21 protein-coding genes are annotated in these 18,899 nt (G+C 36.4%); 3 read left to right on the top strand and 18 right to left on the bottom strand.

From position 1 onward, the window contains the following. Position 1 precedes the first annotated feature (1 nt). Complete coding sequence (locus tag QZU83_RS06785) at positions 2-1,048, bottom strand: ribonuclease H-like domain-containing protein (protein ID WP_295610723.1); 1,047 nt, start codon at positions 1,046-1,048, stop codon at positions 2-4. A gap of 294 nt (positions 1,049-1,342) precedes the next feature. Between QZU83_RS06785 and QZU83_RS06780 the strand changes: the two genes are divergently transcribed. Genes QZU83_RS06780 through QZU83_RS06770 form a run of 3 tightly spaced genes read left to right on the top strand, consistent with a single transcriptional unit; the run spans position 1,343 to position 3,022 of the window. Next, positions 1,343-1,726 carry a hypothetical protein gene (locus QZU83_RS06780; RefSeq protein ID WP_295610722.1) on the top strand — a complete coding sequence of 128 codons (384 nt, stop codon included), beginning with the start codon at positions 1,343-1,345 and terminating at the stop codon, positions 1,724-1,726. An 11-nt stretch (positions 1,727-1,737) separates the two neighbouring features. Beyond that, positions 1,738-2,472 (top strand): phosphopantothenate/pantothenate synthetase, encoded by a 735-nt coding sequence (locus QZU83_RS06775; RefSeq protein WP_295610720.1) that lies wholly within the window; start codon positions 1,738-1,740, stop codon positions 2,470-2,472. Positions 2,473-2,482: 10 nt separating this feature from the next. Beyond that, a complete protein-coding gene (locus tag QZU83_RS06770) occupies positions 2,483-3,022 on the top strand; it encodes an AAA family ATPase (protein ID WP_295610719.1) in 540 nt (179 codons plus the stop codon). Position 3,023: 1 nt separating this feature from the next. Here QZU83_RS06770 and QZU83_RS06765 read toward each other — a convergent pair whose 3' ends face one another. The 17 genes from QZU83_RS06765 to QZU83_RS06685 all read right to left on the bottom strand — a co-directional run bounded on the left by QZU83_RS06765 (position 3,024) and on the right by QZU83_RS06685 (position 18,775). Next, entirely contained in the window at positions 3,024-3,704 is a 681-nt protein-coding gene (locus tag QZU83_RS06765) for a TIGR00289 family protein (RefSeq protein WP_295610717.1), read from the bottom strand. A gap of 5 nt (positions 3,705-3,709) precedes the next feature. Continuing rightward, positions 3,710-4,471 (bottom strand): hypothetical protein, encoded by a 762-nt coding sequence (locus QZU83_RS06760; protein ID WP_295610716.1) that lies wholly within the window; start codon positions 4,469-4,471, stop codon positions 3,710-3,712. 118 nt (positions 4,472-4,589) lie between these two features. Further along, positions 4,590-5,015: a hypothetical protein gene (locus tag QZU83_RS06755; RefSeq protein WP_295610714.1), complete on the bottom strand. Its 426-nt coding sequence runs from the start codon at positions 5,013-5,015 to the stop codon at positions 4,590-4,592. After that, positions 5,015-5,881 (bottom strand): prepilin peptidase, encoded by an 867-nt coding sequence (locus QZU83_RS06750; RefSeq protein WP_295610713.1) that lies wholly within the window; start codon positions 5,879-5,881, stop codon positions 5,015-5,017. Before QZU83_RS06750 ends, QZU83_RS06755 begins: the two co-directional genes overlap by 1 nt. 114 nt (positions 5,882-5,995) lie before the next feature. Then, positions 5,996-7,597: a CTP synthase gene (locus QZU83_RS06745; protein ID WP_295610711.1), complete on the bottom strand. Its 1,602-nt coding sequence runs from the start codon at positions 7,595-7,597 to the stop codon at positions 5,996-5,998. A gap of 87 nt (positions 7,598-7,684) precedes the next feature. After that, positions 7,685-8,065: a hypothetical protein gene (locus QZU83_RS06740; RefSeq protein ID WP_295610710.1), complete on the bottom strand. Its 381-nt coding sequence runs from the start codon at positions 8,063-8,065 to the stop codon at positions 7,685-7,687. A 4-nt stretch (positions 8,066-8,069) separates the two neighbouring features. Continuing rightward, entirely contained in the window at positions 8,070-9,194 is a 1,125-nt protein-coding gene (locus tag QZU83_RS06735) for a tetratricopeptide repeat protein (protein ID WP_295610709.1), read from the bottom strand. Positions 9,195-9,251: 57 nt separating this feature from the next. Then, complete coding sequence (locus QZU83_RS06730) at positions 9,252-10,025, bottom strand: alpha/beta hydrolase family protein (protein WP_295610707.1); 774 nt, start codon at positions 10,023-10,025, stop codon at positions 9,252-9,254. An 8-nt stretch (positions 10,026-10,033) separates the two neighbouring features. Beyond that, on the bottom strand, positions 10,034-10,441 hold the full coding sequence (locus tag QZU83_RS06725) for a GNAT family N-acetyltransferase (RefSeq protein ID WP_295610705.1): 408 nt from the start codon (positions 10,439-10,441) through the stop codon (positions 10,034-10,036). Next, the gene (locus QZU83_RS06720; RefSeq protein WP_295610704.1) at positions 10,441-11,796 is read right to left on the bottom strand and encodes an MATE family efflux transporter; all 1,356 of its coding nucleotides are present in this window, start codon (positions 11,794-11,796) and stop codon (positions 10,441-10,443) included. Before QZU83_RS06720 ends, QZU83_RS06725 begins: the two co-directional genes overlap by 1 nt. Positions 11,797-11,803: 7 nt before the next feature. Further along, complete coding sequence (locus tag QZU83_RS06715; protein WP_295610702.1) at positions 11,804-12,424, bottom strand: flavodoxin family protein; 621 nt, start codon at positions 12,422-12,424, stop codon at positions 11,804-11,806. A gap of 1 nt (position 12,425) precedes the next feature. Next, on the bottom strand, positions 12,426-13,637 hold the full coding sequence (locus tag QZU83_RS06710; RefSeq protein ID WP_295610701.1) for a cofactor-independent phosphoglycerate mutase: 1,212 nt from the start codon (positions 13,635-13,637) through the stop codon (positions 12,426-12,428). Positions 13,638-13,671: 34 nt separating this feature from the next. Then, positions 13,672-14,691 carry a homoserine dehydrogenase gene (locus QZU83_RS06705; protein WP_295610700.1) on the bottom strand — a complete coding sequence of 340 codons (1,020 nt, stop codon included), beginning with the start codon at positions 14,689-14,691 and terminating at the stop codon, positions 13,672-13,674. An 8-nt stretch (positions 14,692-14,699) separates the two neighbouring features. Then, positions 14,700-15,185 (bottom strand): amino acid-binding protein, encoded by a 486-nt coding sequence (locus tag QZU83_RS06700; RefSeq protein ID WP_295610699.1) that lies wholly within the window; start codon positions 15,183-15,185, stop codon positions 14,700-14,702. A 13-nt stretch (positions 15,186-15,198) separates the two neighbouring features. Then, on the bottom strand, positions 15,199-15,414 hold the full coding sequence (gene gatC / locus QZU83_RS06695) for an Asp-tRNA(Asn) amidotransferase subunit GatC (RefSeq protein ID WP_295610698.1): 216 nt from the start codon (positions 15,412-15,414) through the stop codon (positions 15,199-15,201). A 93-nt stretch (positions 15,415-15,507) separates the two neighbouring features. Next, complete coding sequence (locus QZU83_RS06690) at positions 15,508-16,956, bottom strand: asparagine synthase-related protein (protein WP_295610697.1); 1,449 nt, start codon at positions 16,954-16,956, stop codon at positions 15,508-15,510. A gap of 34 nt (positions 16,957-16,990) precedes the next feature. Further along, positions 16,991-18,775, bottom strand: a complete 1,785-nt coding sequence (locus QZU83_RS06685) for a hypothetical protein (RefSeq protein WP_295610695.1) — start codon at positions 18,773-18,775, stop codon at positions 16,991-16,993. Positions 18,776-18,899 lie beyond the last annotated feature (124 nt).

Genomic DNA, 18,899 nt, shown 5'->3' with positions numbered 1-18,899 from the left:
TTTAATTTACTTCCTCATACATTTTCTCTAGAAAACTGGCAAGTGAAACGATATCTTGGCGATTATGTTCTATTATTGGAACTATCGGCCCTATATTTTTTTCGTCCAAATAAGAATTATAGTAATCCGGAATGTATTGGCCAGGAACATCACCTTCACGTTCAATGCCAAACAATTCATTTTCTATTGTCTGAAGCTGACAATTAGGCAACTGGTCTCTCCATAAATTCTTTGCAAAATACATCAAATCCAAATGGGGCAAATCAAGATTTGCATCAATCCGGTTATACAAACATCTATTTTTAATGAACGGCACATCAAAGCTTTTGCCGTTGAATGTTACATGAACGGAATCCTCGTCAAGATGTGAGAGATACGCTTCAATGACTGCACCCTCCTCATAGATTTCCCTTAGGAAATATTGTGTGGAAATTATTCTGTTTCTTTTGAATTCAGCTATGCCAATCAGTATTATCGGAACATTTGAAAGACCCAACGTTTCAATATCCATAAATTTAAAGTTTTCTCGCTCGGTTAGGCTGATGGACTTTAAAATGTTATCTCTGCACTTTTTTGAGTATCTGTTATTGTCGAGTATTTCAATAATCTCTGCAAATGACAAATCATCGATTTTATCAAGGAAGCTTGATGCAATATCACAATACCTATCATGCTTTTTTAAAGATTCTATGGTCATGTACCCCTTATTTTTAAGATTCTGTTCAGTTTTAATGCCTATTTTAGGCAATAATTTGAGATTATTATTCATTTGCATTTTAAAATCATTATCATCAATTTCAAATTTTATCCTTTCGCTTTCGGTAATCTTTAGCGTGTCTCCGAAAGATGTGGAAATTATTTCGCAATTTTCAATGTCGGCCAATGTCTTTTCAGCATAATCCTTTAATAATTTTTGTTTATAATCCATATAATATGAATTGGAAAATTTTCTGGCTGTCTTTTTAGCCTCTTCGGAAGGATTCATTGAACCAATTGAATTGGAGAGAACTCTTCTCAGATACATTTCATGCTCAGTATAATCTGTCATTCAGTTTAACTATATGAAGAACAAATAATATAAAATTTTTTAATAAAGTATACTTGAATTTTTATAAATTACAAATAACTTTATATAGTATTAGAACAAATATACAATTGGCTACACAGTAGCCAGAGAGATAGATTAAACAGCCAAATTTAAAATTCATTTCTCTAAAAGCTTGTAAAAACAAGTAATTGGGTGGTTAAGATACTTAACTACCCAATCATCCCAAACTTTTTTTAAAAAATTTCAGAAAAATATATAATATTTTCAAACCAAACTATACATTAAGGTTTGAATATGAAATTAAAATTAGCAATAATCTATGGAATCCTAATATGGGGCATAACCTTCTTTTTTACAGAAGTAATGAATCCTTTTTTCAGCAGTTTTTTTGCAAATGTCAATATAATCGCTCCAGCAGCAACAATAATCGCAACAACACTATTTGGAATATTCTACATTAGAAATATCGATTCAAATGAAGTTATTGAAGGATTCACTGTCGGAATAATATTTGTCTTAGTCGATTTCATATTGGATATGGCAATTCTTGTAATTCCTCACAGGCCAAACATGATTTTCATAGATTACGAGCTTCACGTTTTTTCAATGATTGTTATGACCTTACTGATTACAACCTTTTTAGGATATTTAGCTCAAATGAATATTGATTTAAAATAAGGAGATAAAATATGATACCAAAATCACATCCACGTTATGAATCTTTAGTTTTGCGAGATAAAATCGTTAAAGCTTCTGAAAAAGGATATTTGGCAGACTCCGCCATGATTGCACATGGAAGAGGGGAAGCTTTTGATTATCTAATTGGTGAAAAAACCACATATCCTGCAAAAAGAGCAATGTATGTTGCAGTTGCAGCATTACTTTTATCAGATAATCCTGTAATTTCTGTTAATGGAAATGCAACAGCACTGGCAATAGATGAAATAATCGAATTTGCCAGAACAATCAATGCAAAAATTGAAATCAATCTATTCTATAGAACTGATGAAAGGGTAAAATTACTTACCACATTATACAGGGACCACGGATATAAGGAGATTCTAGGATCTTTGGATGATAATATAGAATATCTGAATGACATTAAAAACAACAGAGCTTCCGCAAGTAAAACCGGAATTTACACTGCAGATACTATTTTAATTCCACTCGAAGACGGTGACAGAGCAGAAATTCTTAAAAAAAGTGGTAAAAACATCATTACAATAGATTTGAACCCGCTGTCCAGAACATCAAAGATGTCTGATGTTTCAATCATGGACAACATTGTAAGAGCTATTCCGTTTATGACAAAAATAGCTGAAGACCTTAAGACTCAGGACAAAAAAGTTTTGGTGGAAATGGTTAATGATTTTGATAATCAGGAAAACCTTAAAGAATCAATCGAACAAATCAAGATAAAATGAAGGAGATATAATGCAAGTAATGGGTATATCAGGCATGCCTGGCTCTGGAAAAAGTTTCATTTCTGAAATAGGTGTTGAAAGAGGAGCCATAATTGTAAGTATGGGAGATATTATAAGAGAGGAAGCTAAAAAAAGAGGAGAACCTACTAAAGAAACTGCAGTCAACTTAAGAAAAGAATTCGGTGACTTTATTGTTTCAGAACTTACAATCAAAAAAATCAAAAAACTCCAGGAAGAAGATAATCCTAAATTAGTCATCATTGAAGGAATCAGAAGCCATCATGAAGTAGAAATGTTTAAAGAAAACTTTGAAAACTTCATCGTGCTTTCCGTCTTTTCAAATCCTAAGTTACGTTTTGAAAGATTAAAAATAAGACAAAGAGAAGACGACTGCCAGGATTACGAAGGATTCCGTAAGCGTGATGAAACTGAATTGGGATTCGGAATCGGCAATGTCATTTCACTTTCAGATAAACTGCTCATAAATGAAAGTGATCTGGAAAGCTATAAAGAAAAAATAAATGAGTTTTATACGGAACTCGGCCTATAACTCATTTTTCTTCCAGAACGGCATCTTCAATTATATAAACACCACTGTCACGATGCCATTCTTTTCTATCTTTTAATATTTTCAGTTTCTTTTTAAAAATAGGACCGTCGATAGCTAATGTTTCGGCCTCACCGCCTTCAAAAGCTATATCGACATAATATTTCTCATTGAGTTCAACCAGCTCGTCAATCACATCATCATCAATGACCCTTCCAAGCCATGATTCATCCAGGCCCCAGGCTGCAACACCGGAAATAATGATTTTAAATCCAAGAGAAACGATTTCACGCATATACTCCAATTCATCAACATGCCAATAGGGAGAAATAATCTCCAATCCAACCTCAAAACCCAATTTTTCAATTCTCGATTTTTGATATTGGGAGTAAAGCGCACCTGTATATATGCATTCAACCCCTGAACTTTTAAGTTTTTCAAAGGCTGCCTTCAAATCTTTAAGTTCCTCCTCTTTAATGCCATCAGTTTCTACAGACATTATAGGAATTTCAAGGGCTTCGGCAAGCAAATCGGTAACATGAATATTTGGAACATGAAACATGTATGATTCGTCATTGCGGGATTTCATGGAAAGAAGATATTTGACGTCTTCCTTCATTTCCAAAGCATAGTACAGTGCCATTGTACTGTCTTTACCTCCCGAAAACAATACGGCAGCATTCATAAAAATTACCTTTTGCGTTTTTCTTTCATGGATTTCTTAAACCGTCTTGAGAAAACACCAAATGATTCATAATAGATTCCCAATACTGAAATAATAACGCCCACAACTCCAGTAACCAAAACAAACTGATAACTTGGCAACATGGTTGTATTGGTATCATTGTATTTGTTTTGTATAGGTCCTTCCACCTTACTTGGTACAATTCCCTTTTCAAGCAAAATACTTCTGAAAGTGTCGTCGGCAGATGTTTTGACAACAAGCTTTGCATGAACCTGAGCATAGGAAAGAGATCCTCCATAAACTGCTCTGTACCAATCGGCAAATGACTTAATAGCATCATATGAAGTATAGTTATCTTCAATTTCAATTTCAATTTTACCGTCTTCAGTTACATTATAATGCTTATAATGCTCATCGATGTTTCCTAAAATCTCCTTGAAATATCCGAATTCCTGTTCATTAAACTTCCACAGAGGAATCGTGACACTAGTTTCTTTAAAAGAAATAAAACCCTCGGTTGATGATAATTGTTGGCTCAATTCTTTCATGTTAATTGAAGAGGACAAATCCAGATACATTGTCTCTTCATTACCGGGAATATTTTTTTCAACAAGACCCATAACAGACGGCAATTCTTGATAAACGGGCTCTAAAAAGAATGCCCCTCCTATAGTTCCTATTAAAAAAGCCACAACAAGCACTAAAACAATTTCCTTTTTAGGCATGAATGGCCTCATCATTCCAATTGAAAAAACAAAAACCATCATGAGAATAAATAAAATAATATAAATAATTGCAATTATTATATCCATAAATTCACACGCCATTAACTATTAATTTAAATATTTTAAATTAACAATTTAAATAAGTTTGTATAAAAAAGGGTTATTTTTCGTAGATTATCATGTTTTGACTATTCTCCGGCCATTCAACTATGAAAGTTTTCTCACCCTTGGACAATTTAAAGGAAGTGGATTTTAATTTTGAATCAAAATTTACTTTTATCACTTTTCGCTGATTGTCTTTAAGCTTTATATTTGCGGATACATACTTGCTGGCTACATTAATCCTGATTGGTTTGTCAATGTCAAGATATATCGTTTGTTTAGATCCCTGCCCCTCGCCATAAACCCTCATAATCGCATTTGAGAGCTTGCATAAATCTGACTTGACCTTAATCGAATCGGATACATCAAATGTGTTGTCCATAGCATTTTCCAAAAGTGGCAATGTAAAGGCAATTAAAATTATCAAAGAGACTGAAAATACCAATAGATATTCAAGAGAAACCTGGCCGCCGCTCTCCCTCATCAAATCACCAGAACCAAATTTTTTGTAATCAGCATCATCAAATCACCATAGCTCAAGGCAACAATGAGGCCTATCAGTATCGCAGGCGTGAACGGAAATCCCAACTTAATGGATAATGAATCCGAGATAAATTTCTGGGCACACATTACCTTCAATAATGTCACGTCCTTTTTTGTTATGCCTCCGGCACTTCTGGATTTAAAATAATACCGGAACTCATCATCATTGCTTCTGTAAACCTTTAAATTTTCATTTTGCTCATCTATTAATTTAAATACATGATCATCATTAAAGCAATATTTATTGACAATCATTCCCTCTTTTAAATCCTTAACGGGCACTGATTTATTTAGAGTTGTTTGAATGAGTGCCTTCAAAGCATTATAATTGAAGATGTTTATCAGCAAATCGGTATTCTGCCTTACAAAATTATTTTTTATGATTAATCTGATGGTGACTATTACCAGAAACGGAAATGATACCAGAATGCTGTTGAATATGACGCTGAATGTGAACGGGTATATTGACAATACCGGAAAAATATTCAAAAAATCAATACTGGCACCAAATGGTATAACTGTAGCGATTGAAGTAAATAATTTTACATCGCCACCTCCCCATAAATGCAATTGCCACAGAAGATATGATACAGCATAGGTGATAACCATTGAAATAATTGAAGCTAAAATGAATTTAACGTTACTTGTTAGGAATGTCAGAATTAAATTCGATGCCAGACCAAATGCAACCAACAAATTATTTAACCAGTCCGGAACAAAACCCTTCCTAACATCAAAAATTGATGCCAGAATAGAAAATAAAACCGTGATGATAATCTGAATTAAAAATATACTACTTAAATTCATGAATATAGATTAAACTAACTAGAATATTAATTAGATAGAAATTAATCTCGTTATATTGTGCCAACGTGTAATATTGCGGCAATCTGCAAGAATTAATTAAAAAAAAGAAAAAGATTAATTTTTAGAATGCTCGTAAATAGCTTCTAAAAATGATCTGAATAAAGGATGTGGTCTGTTTGGTCTTGATTTAAATTCAGGATGGAATTGACAACCAATAGCCCACGGATGATTTGGAAGTTCAACAATTTCAACAAGGAAATCATCAGGACTGGTTCCGGAAATGATTAAACCTTTTTCCTGTAAATCTTCCCTGTAATCATTGTTAAATTCATATCTGTGTCTGTGACGCTCTTCAATATCAACTTCGCCATATGCTTCAAATGTTTTGGTTCCTTCTACTATTTTACAGTCGTAAGAACCTAAACGCATGGTTCCACCCATATTTTTGATTTTCTTTTGCTCTTCCATCATATCAATGACAGGATATTCTAAATCATCATCAAACTCAGAACTATTTGCATTAGGATAGCCGTTTCTTCTTGCGAATTGGGTTACCATTGACTGCATTCCAAGACAGATCCCGAATAAAGGCACATTATTTTCGATTGCATAATCCACTGCATCCAGTTTGCCTTCAAAACCACGTTCTCCAAATCCTCCTGGAATTAGAATACCGTCGAAAGTTTTTAAGATATCCTCATCCAATTGTTCAACATCAGAACTCAGATATTGGATATCGGCCTTAACGCCAATATTTGCAGCCGCATGAAGCAGTGATTCACGGATACTGATATAGGAATCTTCAAGTTCAACGTATTTACCAACAATACCGATTGTAACCTCAGGTTCGGTTATTCTGAGAGATTCGACAATGTCCCTCCATTCATCCAGTTTTGAGGAATCAGCCTCGACATCCAAACCGATTCTATTGACAATCAACTCACCGATGTTTTTATCTTCCAAAACCAAAGGCACTTCATAAATTGTGCCTGCATCGGGAGTATTGACTACCGCATCTTTATCAACGTCACAGAAATGAGCTACTTTTCCAAGCAATGCATCATCAATGTGAACCTGTGAACGGCATACTATAACGTCAGGATTGATACCGACACTTCTCAGTTCTTTTGTGGAATGTTGGGTCGGTTTTGTTTTGAATTCTCCAGCTGCATTTAGGTAGGGGATAAATGTAACATGGACAAACATGACGTTTTTACGTCCTTCTTCATTTCTAAGTTGTCTTAAGGCTTCAAGGAAAGGTTGACTTTCAATATCTCCAACAGTACCACCAAGTTCAACTAAAACCACATCATAATCGGCACTTTCAGAGTTTTCCCTAATCATCTCTTTTATACGATTAGTGATATGAGGAATGACCTGTACACATTCTCCCAAGTATCCTCCTTCTCTTTCTTTTGCAATTACTGATTCATAGACTTTTCCTGTTGTAATATTAGCTATTCCATCAAGTTCGACATCTAAAAACCTTTCATAATGTCCAAGGTCCAAATCTGTTTCCATTCCGTCATGAGTGACGAACACTTCACCGTGCTGATATGGATTGAGTGTTCCGGAATCCCAGTTTAGATACGGGTCTATTTTAATAGCTGAAACTTTTAAACCGTAAGATCTTAAAATTCTTCCCATAGATGCTGATGTAATACCCTTACCTATGGAACTAACTACCCCACCAGTAATTATAATATACTTTGTCAATAAATCCTCTCCATGAAATTAATTAATACAATTATAATTTAAGTAATTAATAATATAAAAATTTAAGTTTCAAAAACAATTTTTTTGCTATCTGCTATTTTTCCAGTGAAACAATTTATTTGAAATGGACTGTCCGGTCTCATTAAACTGGTATTGTCCACTATCACCATAACTTGCAAATTGTGATTCTGGAACAAACAGTCCGCATGAATCTCCAGGACCTTCACTGAACTGGCCTTTTCTGCAAACCATACCATAAGCCGAACCGTATGGACTTACAGACCAGAATGTGCAATTAAGACAAATCTCATCGCCATTATTCACCATGGAGTCGTAATCCACATCCTCAAAGTCATTTGTTAAATCATCATCAGAAAATTCATCAAAGTCGTCTTCATCAAAAAACTTATAGCATTCATCACAGTAATTGTCCTCATCCAATTCGTTACCACACTCAGGACATCTCATAATATCACAAATCCCTAAATCTACCCTGTTCATACATTTTTACAATTTTTTCCCAATGAGTATAGTGAAGATATCCGCCACATATTGCTTTAAATGAAGAGGAATCCAACATTGGAGCATTGTACCATCTTACAATATCATCGACTGATTCACCGGACTCATCACATACAAACTTGATGAATCCATACAAATCATTTTCATCCAACCCATTAGGATTATACATATGATAATTTGTCATTACCTTTAAAATAGCTCTGAATCTAATTTCTAAACTTTTCTTTTCCTTTAAACATTTTTCCCGCTTATCATTAATGAAATTGTCATCATTTTTGATGCTTTTTGAAAGCAAATCCAGTCTATCAAGTGCTCTTTGATAACACTCATTTTCCATTAGAAAATCAATGAACCTCTCCCATTGCCCAATAGCTTCATTCCTACGAGATAATCCGAACAGACATTCGCATTTTTGGTCCAAAAAATCGTCACGATATGGGTTATCCCTGACAATCCTATCCAACAACAAGAGAGCTTTTTGATATTTTTTCAGTTTCATATAGCAAAACGCCATTGCCCAGTCAACATTTTTATATTTTATGCGTCCATAATAAGTTAATGCCTCATCATATCTTTTCAATTCCTTCAGGACATAACCTAATTTGTCCAAGGAATCCTCATTATTAGGATTGCATTCAAGGGACTTTTTATAATATTTTACAGCAATATTTTTGTCATCATTTCCCCATGTATATCTGTCGCCAAGTTCAAAATACAACTGGCTTGCTTCGTCATTTCTTCCCAATTTATGCATACATTCTGCCTTTCTGCTTTTTGCTTCTTCAGAGTAATGCATATTCAATGCCTGATCATAATAATTTAAGGCTTCGCCAAAGTTTCCAATGTCAAATGATACATTAGCCATTTTCAAAAGATCATTAAAACTCAAATTACGTTTTTTATGAGGGTCTTCAGCATAATCTGAATCATTCGGACAATAATCATTATAATTTGAATCATTTCCGCGATAATCATTATCGTCGGATTTGTCTTTCAAATAATCAAAATATTTAACATCGGGAATTCCAGTGTCGTTTCCGCCTTCAATCGGGTCTCCAGGTTCCCACATTCTCATAGGCATTACCTCCAGAAAGTAATTTAAAATGTATATAATAGGTTATTAACCGGTTAATTATAATTTTTTAATGAATTCTTTAATATACTTCTCGCTAAATTCCCATGTATGCTCACCGGGAGCTTCAACAAATTCAACATCAATATCTTTGGATTTTAAAAATTGATAAAAATCAACGTTCTTGTCATGCAAAAAGTCATCATTGCCGCATGCCATGAAAATGTCAGGAATGTCATCTGCAGTTTCAATCAGATGTTTTGGATCCATATCCGAACCCTTCAATTGATTAAGGTCACCGAAGATGGATTCATAGAAATCCCTGGAGCGAAGCACATTGTCATCACTTACATAATCCACAATATCATCAGTTATCAGTGCGGCGGAAATCATTCCTATTTTGGAGAAGTTTTGGGAGTATTTCAAACCGTTTCTAATGGCTCCGTAACCGCCCATTGAAAAGCCTGCAATGAATGTGTCTTCCCTTTTATCGGAAAGCGGAAATATGTTTCTTGTGATGTCCAGAAGTTCCTGACCTACATACTCGCCGTAATATGCATGTGCCTTCTGGTTGTCGACATAAAAGCTGTTTTCACCACATGGTATTACAATAGCTATGCCGTGGTCTTCCGCAAATTTCTGAATGGAAGTGTTTGCAAGGAATATGTCGTCGCTGCCGTAGAGCCCATGAAGCAGATACAATGTTTTGTAAGGCTTAGGCACTATCTCTACGCTGTCCTGCAGGAAATGCAGATTATCTGCAGGCAGTATTACACTTATTGATGTCCTTCTCTGTAAACTTTTACACTTAACGTCTCCTCTAAATAAAACCATATTAACACCTATGTCCACAAGTCAGTTATGAAAAGTGGGCTTGCATCCTCTGCCTTTTCAAAGCCGCATGATTCGTAAAATCCGACTTCCTCATCATAGCCCACAACTACAATCCTCAAATAATCCTCATATATTTCTTTGACTCGAAAAACCAGTTCCTTTCCAATTCCCCTGTCCTGGTATTCCGGCATTACCAGCAGATAATGAACATATGCAGTCATTATCCCGTCATCCATTGCGCAGATCATGCCGACCAGCTTTTCCCCATCCCATGCGGAGATTACTGTTTCAAAGTTTCTCATTGCTATTTGCAGCTTTTCCGGAAAATGACCTGAAGACCATTCCACAGATAGAAACAAATCCTGCAAATCCTCTTTTTTGAATTCATGTATGTCCTTGTATTCGATTTGTGTCATTAAACCACTCTGTATTCTGTCCATTTGTTTGAGAAATATCTGTAAATATAAATTCCTGCCCGTACATACCAGTCAATAAACATTGCTATCCATGTTCCAAACACGCCGATTCCCATCCATTCAGCAATAACATATGACAGGCCAATTCTACAGACAAACATGACCGCCAAACTGATATACATTACTGATTTTGAATCACCTGCGCCTCTGAATGTTGCAGGTATTGTGAATGAAAACGGCCAGATTATAATTGCAAAAATACCATGCCAGATTATCATTTCAGTTGCCATAGCTGCAGTTTGAGCAGACAGATTGTAAATTCCAAGTATAAACGGCAATCCTGCGAAGATAATCAGGTTAATGACTATGTGTGAAACAACAACAATGACCAAACATTTCTTATTATAATATCTTGCCTGTTCATAGTCATTTGCACCGACACATCTTGAGATTACTGCAGTCAGTCCCAAATTGATTGCAAAACCCGGTAGGACTGAAAATATTCCAATTGCATAGCCTACTGAGTTTGCAGCTATTGCCATTGTTCCGAATGTTGAAACAATACTTAAGACAAGCACACGACCTAATTGGAAAAGCCCGTTTTCAACACCATACGGAATACCAACCTGCAGGACCTTTCTGAGTATGTAGAAGTCAAACTTATGCTTCAATGTCCTTTTGATGTGCAGTTTATAATCTTTATCAACTGCAAAATGCATTATCAGAACTGCTGCAAGGGCCCTTGATATTACTGTCGGAATAGCTACTCCACGTACATCCCAACCCAAATAGTAAATGCATATTGCATTTCCGATGACATTCAAGACATCGCAAATGAGCAATATCCTCATTGGAAGCCTTGCATTATTGGTTGTTCTGAATATGGCCGCTCCGACATTGTAGATTGCCAAAAATGGAATTGACAATGCCACGATATATAAATATATTTCCGCATTATGCCATACGTCAGCTTCAATCTGTCCGAATAAACTTCCAATCAGAAACTGCCTTAAAATTATTACTAAAATCATTAAAACTGTTGAGAGTATTGTTGAAAACCAGACAAGCTGTGTTGCGGAATCCTGTGCCCTTTCAATCTGATTATCTCCCAAGTATTGGCCTGCAACAACAGCACCGCCTGTTGCAAGGGCTGAAAAAGAAAAAATAAGCAGTTGAACTAAAAAGTCAACCAGGGAAACTCCTGAAATTGCGGCTTCACCCAATGAGGCCACCATGATGGAATCGGCTAGGCCTACAAAGAATTCCAAACCATATTCTATTAAAAGTGGAATGAATAGGGCCAGTAATGCCCTATTTGAGTAAATGTATCCTTCAGGAGTTTTAAAAATGTTCATAATAAAACTATCTTATAAAGTTTGTACGAGGTTTAGGTTCTGATTCAAGCTGCAATCCTTTTTCATGACCTGCTTCAATGCATTTCAGGAAAAATGCCATGTTGCGCCCAAGCTGTCTCATAGTACCTATACCTTCTTCATCCTGAAGAACTTCCTCAGGAGTGTTACCGTGAACCATATTCCAGTAATATGATGTGATTATCGGCATTTGGGATATTCCCATGAATTTGTTTAGCTGGTCAAATGTTGCTGTGGTTCCGCCCCTTCTTGCAGAGCAGACCATGGCTGCAGGCTTGAAAGTGAATGGCTCTGAGTTTGAATAGAATGCTCTTCCCAAAAAGGAGGTTATTGCACCTGTAGCCGCCGCATAGTGAACCGGTGAGCCGAATATGAATCCGTCTGCATCATATGCCTTTTTGACAAATTCGTTGACTCCGTCCTTTCCGAAGGTACATTCGCCTATTTCACTGCATTTCTGACATGCAGTGCAGCTCATCAATGGTTTGGTCTTAATCCAAACTATTTCTGTTTCGATTCCTACTTCATTCAAGGTCTTTTCAACCTCACAAAGTGCAGTATAGGTACAGCCTTCTTTGTGAGGACTTCCATTAAGCATTAATACTTTCATCTTAAAATTCTCCTGATATTAATCTTTGAACTAAAAAGTGTCCCGGTTTACATTCCAGTGAACCTTTTTTAACGCCCTCTTCATCGAATGATTCACATTCGTCACCGTCTTTGGCTGAATCATAGATTACCAGAGGCACATTGTCACGGGTATGTGTTCCGACACTTATTGGAGTTGGATGGTCCGGCAATATTGCTGCCCTGAAGTCTTCCCCTTCCAGACTGGCAATAATTGGGCCTACAATGAATTCGTCGATTCTCTCGATTGCCCTGACTTTTTCTTCTGTGTTTTGGGCATGTCCCGCTTCATCGGGAGCTTCAATGTGAATCAGCAGCAAATCTGTTTCCTTTAAGGCTTCAATTCCATATTCGCCTTTCTGCTTGTAGTCTGTGTCAAAGTATCCTGTTGCGCCAGGCACATTGACTATGTTCATTCCTGCAAAGTTTCCGATTCCCTTAAGCAAATCGACACCTGTGATTACTGATGCTGTTATTCCATAGGTTTCTTCAAAGTTAGGCAATTCAGGTGTTACGCCCTGTCCCCACAGCCATACCATGTTTGCAGGGATTTCCCTTTTCTGATTGACATCAGCATTTTTGAGGTATTCTCTTGACTCAAACATTATCTGCTGGATTTCCTGAGCCAGTTCGCATTCGCCGAACAGGTTATCAACAAGCTTTTCATCGACGATGTCATGCGGAGGCATTGTCTTGATTGAAGAGAGCATTTCCGCATCTTCAATTGAATCACAGGAATATATGAACAAATGTCTGTAGCTTACGCCTGTGTAGAATTTGCCCTTAAAATCAGGATATTTTTCATTGAAGTATTCATTCAATCCTTTCATTAGCTCATCGGCTTCGGCTGTGGAAATGTGGCCTGCATTAAAGTCATCCATTGCATCATTTTCACTGTATATTGTATTGCATCTGAATATTACGTCCTTTGGTGTTGTTGGAATGCCTTCACTTCCTGCCTCAAGAGGTCCACGACCGGTATAGAAATCTGCAGGATCATATCCGAAAATGCTCATGTTGGCAACATCAGAACCTGGAGTGTAACCCTCAGGAACATTGTTTGTAAATCCTCCAAAACCGTCTTTTGCCAATTTATCAATATTCGGTGTGTTTGCCACCATCAAAGGAGTTTTTCCATCTAATTCATCTACAGGATAATCGCTTGACCCATCAGGGATAAAAATTACATATTTCATAGTATCAATATAAAAATAAAAAAAAGAAATTTAATTAGTTTTTATTTTTTAAAATACTAATTAAATCAGTCAACATCGCAGAAGCAGTTTCAAGAGATCCTGCTCCGAGTCCCATTACAGTTACGTCTCCGGCCAAATCAGTGTGTATTGTAGCCATGTTTAAAGTTCCGCTAACATCATAGGAGCTTCCCTTTTTAACCAAACGTGGTGACACTCTTAATTCATCAGGAGAAACTTCAGCTATCAACTTAATAAGGTAATCATCTTTTTTGGCGAGTTCGATAGCATGTGAGTTAATTTTTGATATTCCCATCACATTAACATCACTGTATGTTGCATCGATTCCCAAAATGGAATTTGCCAGAATAACTGTTTTACATGCTGCATCAATACCTTCCACATCCTGTGTCGGGTCAGTTTCAGCAATGCCCAATTCCTGTGATTCCCTTAATGTAACTTCATAATCAGTGCCTTCAGAAGTCATTCTTGATAGGATATAGTTTGTAGTACCGTTCAGGATACCTATAATTGATTTGATGCCACATGAGGACAATGTTTCTTTTGTGAAGTTAATAATCGGCATTGCTCCGCCGACACTGGCCTCATACTTAAATTCCACACCTGCCTTTTCAGCCGCACTGACTACTTCTTTGAATTTGAGTGCTAAATGTCCTTTATTTGAGGTTACAACATCTTTACCCTGTTCGAAAGCTTTAAGTGTTAGTGAAAATGCAGGTTCCGCATCAACGATATTAGTAGGAGTTGCTTCAATAAGACAATCATAATCAACAGCATCCAATACATCTTCACCACTTATGTCAGACCCGAACTCGGGATATGCTGATAATTTTCCTTCATTGTTTTTTGTTTCTACAAGTAATTTTTCATCTAAACCATCGGCAGATATTGCAGATGAGGATGAATCAGCGGCAGCCACAACCTTTACGGCCACACCAGTTTTTTTACTAATTAAATCTTTTTTTAGGGAGATTGCATTGGCCACACCTTGACCTACTGCACCGAATCCCATAATAATAACTCTACATTCATCCATAATAATCCCTACACTTCATTAATCATCAATAGCTGTTTTTCTTCAGCTATCTCTTTAATTTTATCAAATACAAATTGCTTTTTACCATAATCAGTTTCAAGAGTAATTAATGCAGTGGATTCTTTTTCACCATCTAATTTTATGTCAAATCCAGTAATTACTACACCTTTCAATGAATTGATTCTGTCCATGGTGTCTCTAACGTCCTGGTCTACAATATGACCGTATAAAAGAGTGCTGATCATTTCTTTTTTAACTACACCGTCCATTTCTACAATAGAAATTCCCAAATCATCGAATTTCTGAATAACATTGAAAAGGTTTTCACGTTCCCCTTCTATTGTTATGTGGACAGGAACCATACCTTGCTCGTTTTTAAATTCCCTTTTGTGGATAACAGTTACCAAGTTTGCACCGAGTGTTCCGATCGGTTCCAATACTGATACTAACTGTCCAGGAACATCCATAAGTTCTAGAACTAAGTTCATTTTCATTTAAATCCCTTCTTTAATTTGTCCAATCTGCTTTTTTAACAATGAGATTTCCTTCTTTATCGATATTTGCATTTCTCAATATTTTTTCCGGATTTTTTGCGTGAGCTTCATCGTCACGGGTTAAATTCAAGTTGTCTGTAATGTACCAGGTTTCATCTGAATCCGGAATGTCTTCTAAAATTTTTGAGAATTTTTCTATAATATCTTCTGCATCTTTTTCGATTGTCATAAAATTTAAACTCCTAATAATAAATAATATATTTATTATGTTTTTTGATATTAATAAAGTTAAAGTAAATTTCAAAAAAAAAGTAAAAAATCATTATAGATATTGTGAAATATCCGTGTCCTTAATAATCTTTTTTCTCAGTATCTTATCAATGCCCGTTCCGTATTGGGCCGCTTTTTTAGGTCTGTAAGCTATTTCGTAATCCAATCCTTCTTCAAAGGCCAACTTCCTTAAAATGCTTTTTCTCATGTCATCATGCATAGATACTATTTTTTTGTTGTCCGGAATATTCAATACGAGCTCCACAAGTTTTTTGTCCAGAAACGGCAATCTGAGCTCTACAGAATTCAGCATTGAGCATGCATCGTCACGTTCAAGATTGACATGATACATGTTTGACATGTCCACCCTCAAGTCATAGTTCAGGGTTCCGTCAACAAAGCTTTGCAGATATCTTTTGTATCCTCCGAACAGTTCATCTGCACCCTGACCTGAAATGGCCACTTTAATTCCGTCACGAGCTGCCATTCTGGTTGCAAAGTAGGTTGTAAGACCGACACCTACCTTCATAAGGTTATCATCGCCTATGGCCCTTACTACTTCCGGCAGGGCTTGGCGTATCTCCTCTTCTGTAACTTCAAATATCTCCAAGTCCAGATTCAGGAATTTTGATGCGTAAATTGCCGCTTCCACATCCTTTGAGCCTTCAGCGCCAACTGCATACAATCTGATTTTTAATGGAATGTTATCTGATATCTCCTTTAAAAGCAACGCAAGATATGAACTGTCAAGACCTCCTGAAAAGATAACTCCAATCTCGTTTAATCCTTCAATTCTTTTAATAACACTTAAGCGCAGCATCTTGTCAATTTTGGCCACATCGCCTTCAAAGATTTTTTCATAAATAGGTTGGGCAGGGGATATATCCTCCCAGTTATACAGTATGTGTTCAGGCTTTAATGTGTTAATCTCGGCAAAGCCTACCTCTTTTAATGACAGTTTTGATGATGCAAATCCATTTAAATCATCATCCTGTGCATAAAATAGCGGTTTGACTCCTAGTGGGTCTCGGGCGATTGCAAGGTTTTCACCATCCCATACTGCGAATGCATAGTCACCGTCAATCAATCTGACAGCGGCCTGTACTGCCTTAAGCAGATCCAGTTTCCGGTAATAAAAGTCAATCAGATACAATAATGACTCGGCGTCTGAGACAATTTCGGTTTCAACACCTACCTTATTGAGGAAATTTTTTATGGTTCTGAAGTTATAGATTTCTCCATTGAAAACTAAAACAAGACTATCGCTAGCTACTGGCTGCGGTTTTGATATTCTGTCTTCATTATCATAAACAGAAAGCAGATTATGCCCAAAAGCAATTTCATAATCATTATCATCTTCAAAATCATTAATGTTAATGTCTGAGAGAATCTCGCCTTGCCAGATTCCTGATGAATCGGGACCCCTATTTTTTGAGCTTTTAAGCATTTTTATTATGTCATTACCTTTAAAACTACCTTGCAAACCAACTATAGAACACATGTATATAATATTACGAAATTATTATACTTAAAATTTAAGCAGTTGAATTTGTTACTTTAATGGCACTCTTGCATGAGACATAATACCTGATATTGTCTGAAAATATCACCACTCTGTACCAGCCCACTTTAAGACGGTCAGTGTTGAACTTGGCAATGCCCTTTGAATTTGTCTTGATAGAATAATACTTATCAGCTATTTTTATCTTCAACTTAAGGTATTTGACAGCATTATTGGTTTTCTTGTCTTTGACGGTTACGTAAAACGGCCTGGACTCGTTTTGAAGTTTGACTATCTTTGGAGCAGTGACTGTAGTCTGTGTCTTGATTAGCTTATCTATTCTTCCGAAATTGTGGACTCCGAGAAGCAGCTTTGAAGTTGGTCCGGGCAGCTTATTTTTGGATATGAACTTGTTTTTGAAGTAAATGTCATCCTTCAGATATCCTGTGGACATGCCTACAAATCTTCCATTGTCATTTGCGGCATAAACCTTTACATGGGAAGAGGTTTTGCCTTCGGTTGTTGTGGCTTTCCAATGGAATATGGTTATATCACGCCTATTTATCCCGTATGAATCTGTAGCGCCTACCTTTATTGCAGCCTTTGCGGGATTTTTACTGTATACTGTCCATTTTGCATGTCTAAAGCAGTATTTTCCATTTGGAGAGCTCAGATATTCTCCAGGTTTTAATTTACCGGAGTATATTCCGCTTGACCATACAACCGCATATTTTCCATTTGGCGCCTTAATTGAAAAGTGACCCAATCCCAATTGTGATTCATAGCTTTGAATCTTTTTCAGGTAGGAATGTTGGATTTTTCCTGATTTGACCATTTTACCTGCAAGATTTTCAATTGCCCTGTTTATGCCGGGATTGTCCAGTCCTCCGGTTCCAACCATCCATCCGTCAGATGTGGTTATTGAATGGAAAAAGTAGGAATATGCCTCCTTATATTGTTTGATTGCAGTTTTTCCATGCCATTTTACCGCTTTGATATAGATGTTTAAGGCATTTGTGGCATCACGCCTGAATCCCGCCACCGCTTCGGTGTTGCTTACCTGCAAATAAAATGAGCAGCACCCGGTTTCAGCTGTTGGCAGGACGGTTAATGTTGCCTTGGCCCTTTTGGATTCGACGTTTTTATCAGCAATGCTTGTGATGACCTTATATGATCCCACTTTGAAATTCTTCTTGAGATAGGCGATTCCTTTGGAATTTGTTGTGGAACTGTAAATCTTATATTTGTTTTTATCTGTAAATACCTTAAATGCAACTTCAACTGCTTTAACAGGCTTTTTAGTTGCCTTATCAATTACTTTTGCCCTGAAATATAAATCTGAATGCCAGTAGGTTTTATAGTTTTTAGTTTCAATAGATAAAGATGGTTTGCCTACAGTGACAACTGCATCTGCACTGCTTGGGGCATAATCCTCATCACCGCAAAATTTAATTGCTGCAATGTATGTGCCAGGCTTCAGATTAAGTTTTAAAGCGACTTTTCCCAAATTATCGGTGGTTTTGTTATAAATTTTGCCGTTTATAAAAATGGAAAGAGTCCTGTTTGAAATCGGCTGATTAGTGTCGTCCTTTAGACATCCCATCAGTTCGCAGTTTTCCTTATAGTATGATGTGATATTTTTTGATTCAATTTCTGTCTGATTTCGGATATCATCGGCTGGGCTTTGCCCAATATCCTCAAAACCGCTTTCATCAATATTATCCGAAAAATCCAAATCAGAAGTACTGTTATCTGATGCTGAAACAATACCCATACATATAATCAGCAGGACTGTTGAAATTAAAATTTTTTTATACATTGTTTTTCCCTGAAATATTTTTGACAATTGAACCTCTCCGGCTTGTAGAAGCCGGAGATTCTTAGGCCATGCCTATTTTTTCGTCAAAGCATTTCCATTCATAATAATATGTGGATTTTCCTTG

Origin of the sequence: uncultured Methanobrevibacter sp. (assembly GCF_902771435.1) — an archaeon.
GTDB lineage: Archaea > Methanobacteriota > Methanobacteria > Methanobacteriales > Methanobacteriaceae > Methanocatella.
Note: the sequence above shows the minus strand (reverse complement) of the source record. Positions and strands in the feature narration are given on the sequence as shown.

Coding starts and splice junctions, on each gene's coding strand:
- QZU83_RS06775 (WP_295610720.1), top strand. CDS start 1,738: ATGATACCAAAATCACATCCACGTTATGAATCTTTAGTTTTGCGAGAT.
- gatC (WP_295610698.1), bottom strand. CDS start 15,414: ATGACAATCGAAAAAGATGCAGAAGATATTATAGAAAAATTCTCAAAA.
- QZU83_RS06785 (WP_295610723.1), bottom strand. CDS start 1,048: ATGACAGATTATACTGAGCATGAAATGTATCTGAGAAGAGTTCTCTCC.
- QZU83_RS06765 (WP_295610717.1), bottom strand. CDS start 3,704: ATGAATGCTGCCGTATTGTTTTCGGGAGGTAAAGACAGTACAATGGCA.
- QZU83_RS06710 (WP_295610701.1), bottom strand. CDS start 13,637: ATGAAATATGTAATTTTTATCCCTGATGGGTCAAGCGATTATCCTGTA.
- QZU83_RS06690 (WP_295610697.1), bottom strand. CDS start 16,956: ATGTGTTCTATAGTTGGTTTGCAAGGTAGTTTTAAAGGTAATGACATA.
- QZU83_RS06770 (WP_295610719.1), top strand. CDS start 2,483: ATGCAAGTAATGGGTATATCAGGCATGCCTGGCTCTGGAAAAAGTTTC.
- QZU83_RS06780 (WP_295610722.1), top strand. CDS start 1,343: ATGAAATTAAAATTAGCAATAATCTATGGAATCCTAATATGGGGCATA.
- QZU83_RS06715 (WP_295610702.1), bottom strand. CDS start 12,424: ATGAAAGTATTAATGCTTAATGGAAGTCCTCACAAAGAAGGCTGTACC.
- QZU83_RS06705 (WP_295610700.1), bottom strand. CDS start 14,691: ATGGATGAATGTAGAGTTATTATTATGGGATTCGGTGCAGTAGGTCAA.
- QZU83_RS06740 (WP_295610710.1), bottom strand. CDS start 8,065: ATGAGATGTCCTGAGTGTGGTAACGAATTGGATGAGGACAATTACTGT.
- QZU83_RS06760 (WP_295610716.1), bottom strand. CDS start 4,471: ATGATGGTTTTTGTTTTTTCAATTGGAATGATGAGGCCATTCATGCCT.
- QZU83_RS06700 (WP_295610699.1), bottom strand. CDS start 15,185: ATGAAAATGAACTTAGTTCTAGAACTTATGGATGTTCCTGGACAGTTA.
- QZU83_RS06730 (WP_295610707.1), bottom strand. CDS start 10,025: ATGGTTTTATTTAGAGGAGACGTTAAGTGTAAAAGTTTACAGAGAAGG.
- QZU83_RS06750 (WP_295610713.1), bottom strand. CDS start 5,881: ATGAATTTAAGTAGTATATTTTTAATTCAGATTATCATCACGGTTTTA.
- QZU83_RS06720 (WP_295610704.1), bottom strand. CDS start 11,796: ATGAACATTTTTAAAACTCCTGAAGGATACATTTACTCAAATAGGGCA.
- QZU83_RS06685 (WP_295610695.1), bottom strand. CDS start 18,775: ATGTATAAAAAAATTTTAATTTCAACAGTCCTGCTGATTATATGTATG.
- QZU83_RS06755 (WP_295610714.1), bottom strand. CDS start 5,015: ATGAGGGAGAGCGGCGGCCAGGTTTCTCTTGAATATCTATTGGTATTT.
- QZU83_RS06725 (WP_295610705.1), bottom strand. CDS start 10,441: ATGACACAAATCGAATACAAGGACATACATGAATTCAAAAAAGAGGAT.
- QZU83_RS06735 (WP_295610709.1), bottom strand. CDS start 9,194: ATGAGAATGTGGGAACCTGGAGACCCGATTGAAGGCGGAAACGACACT.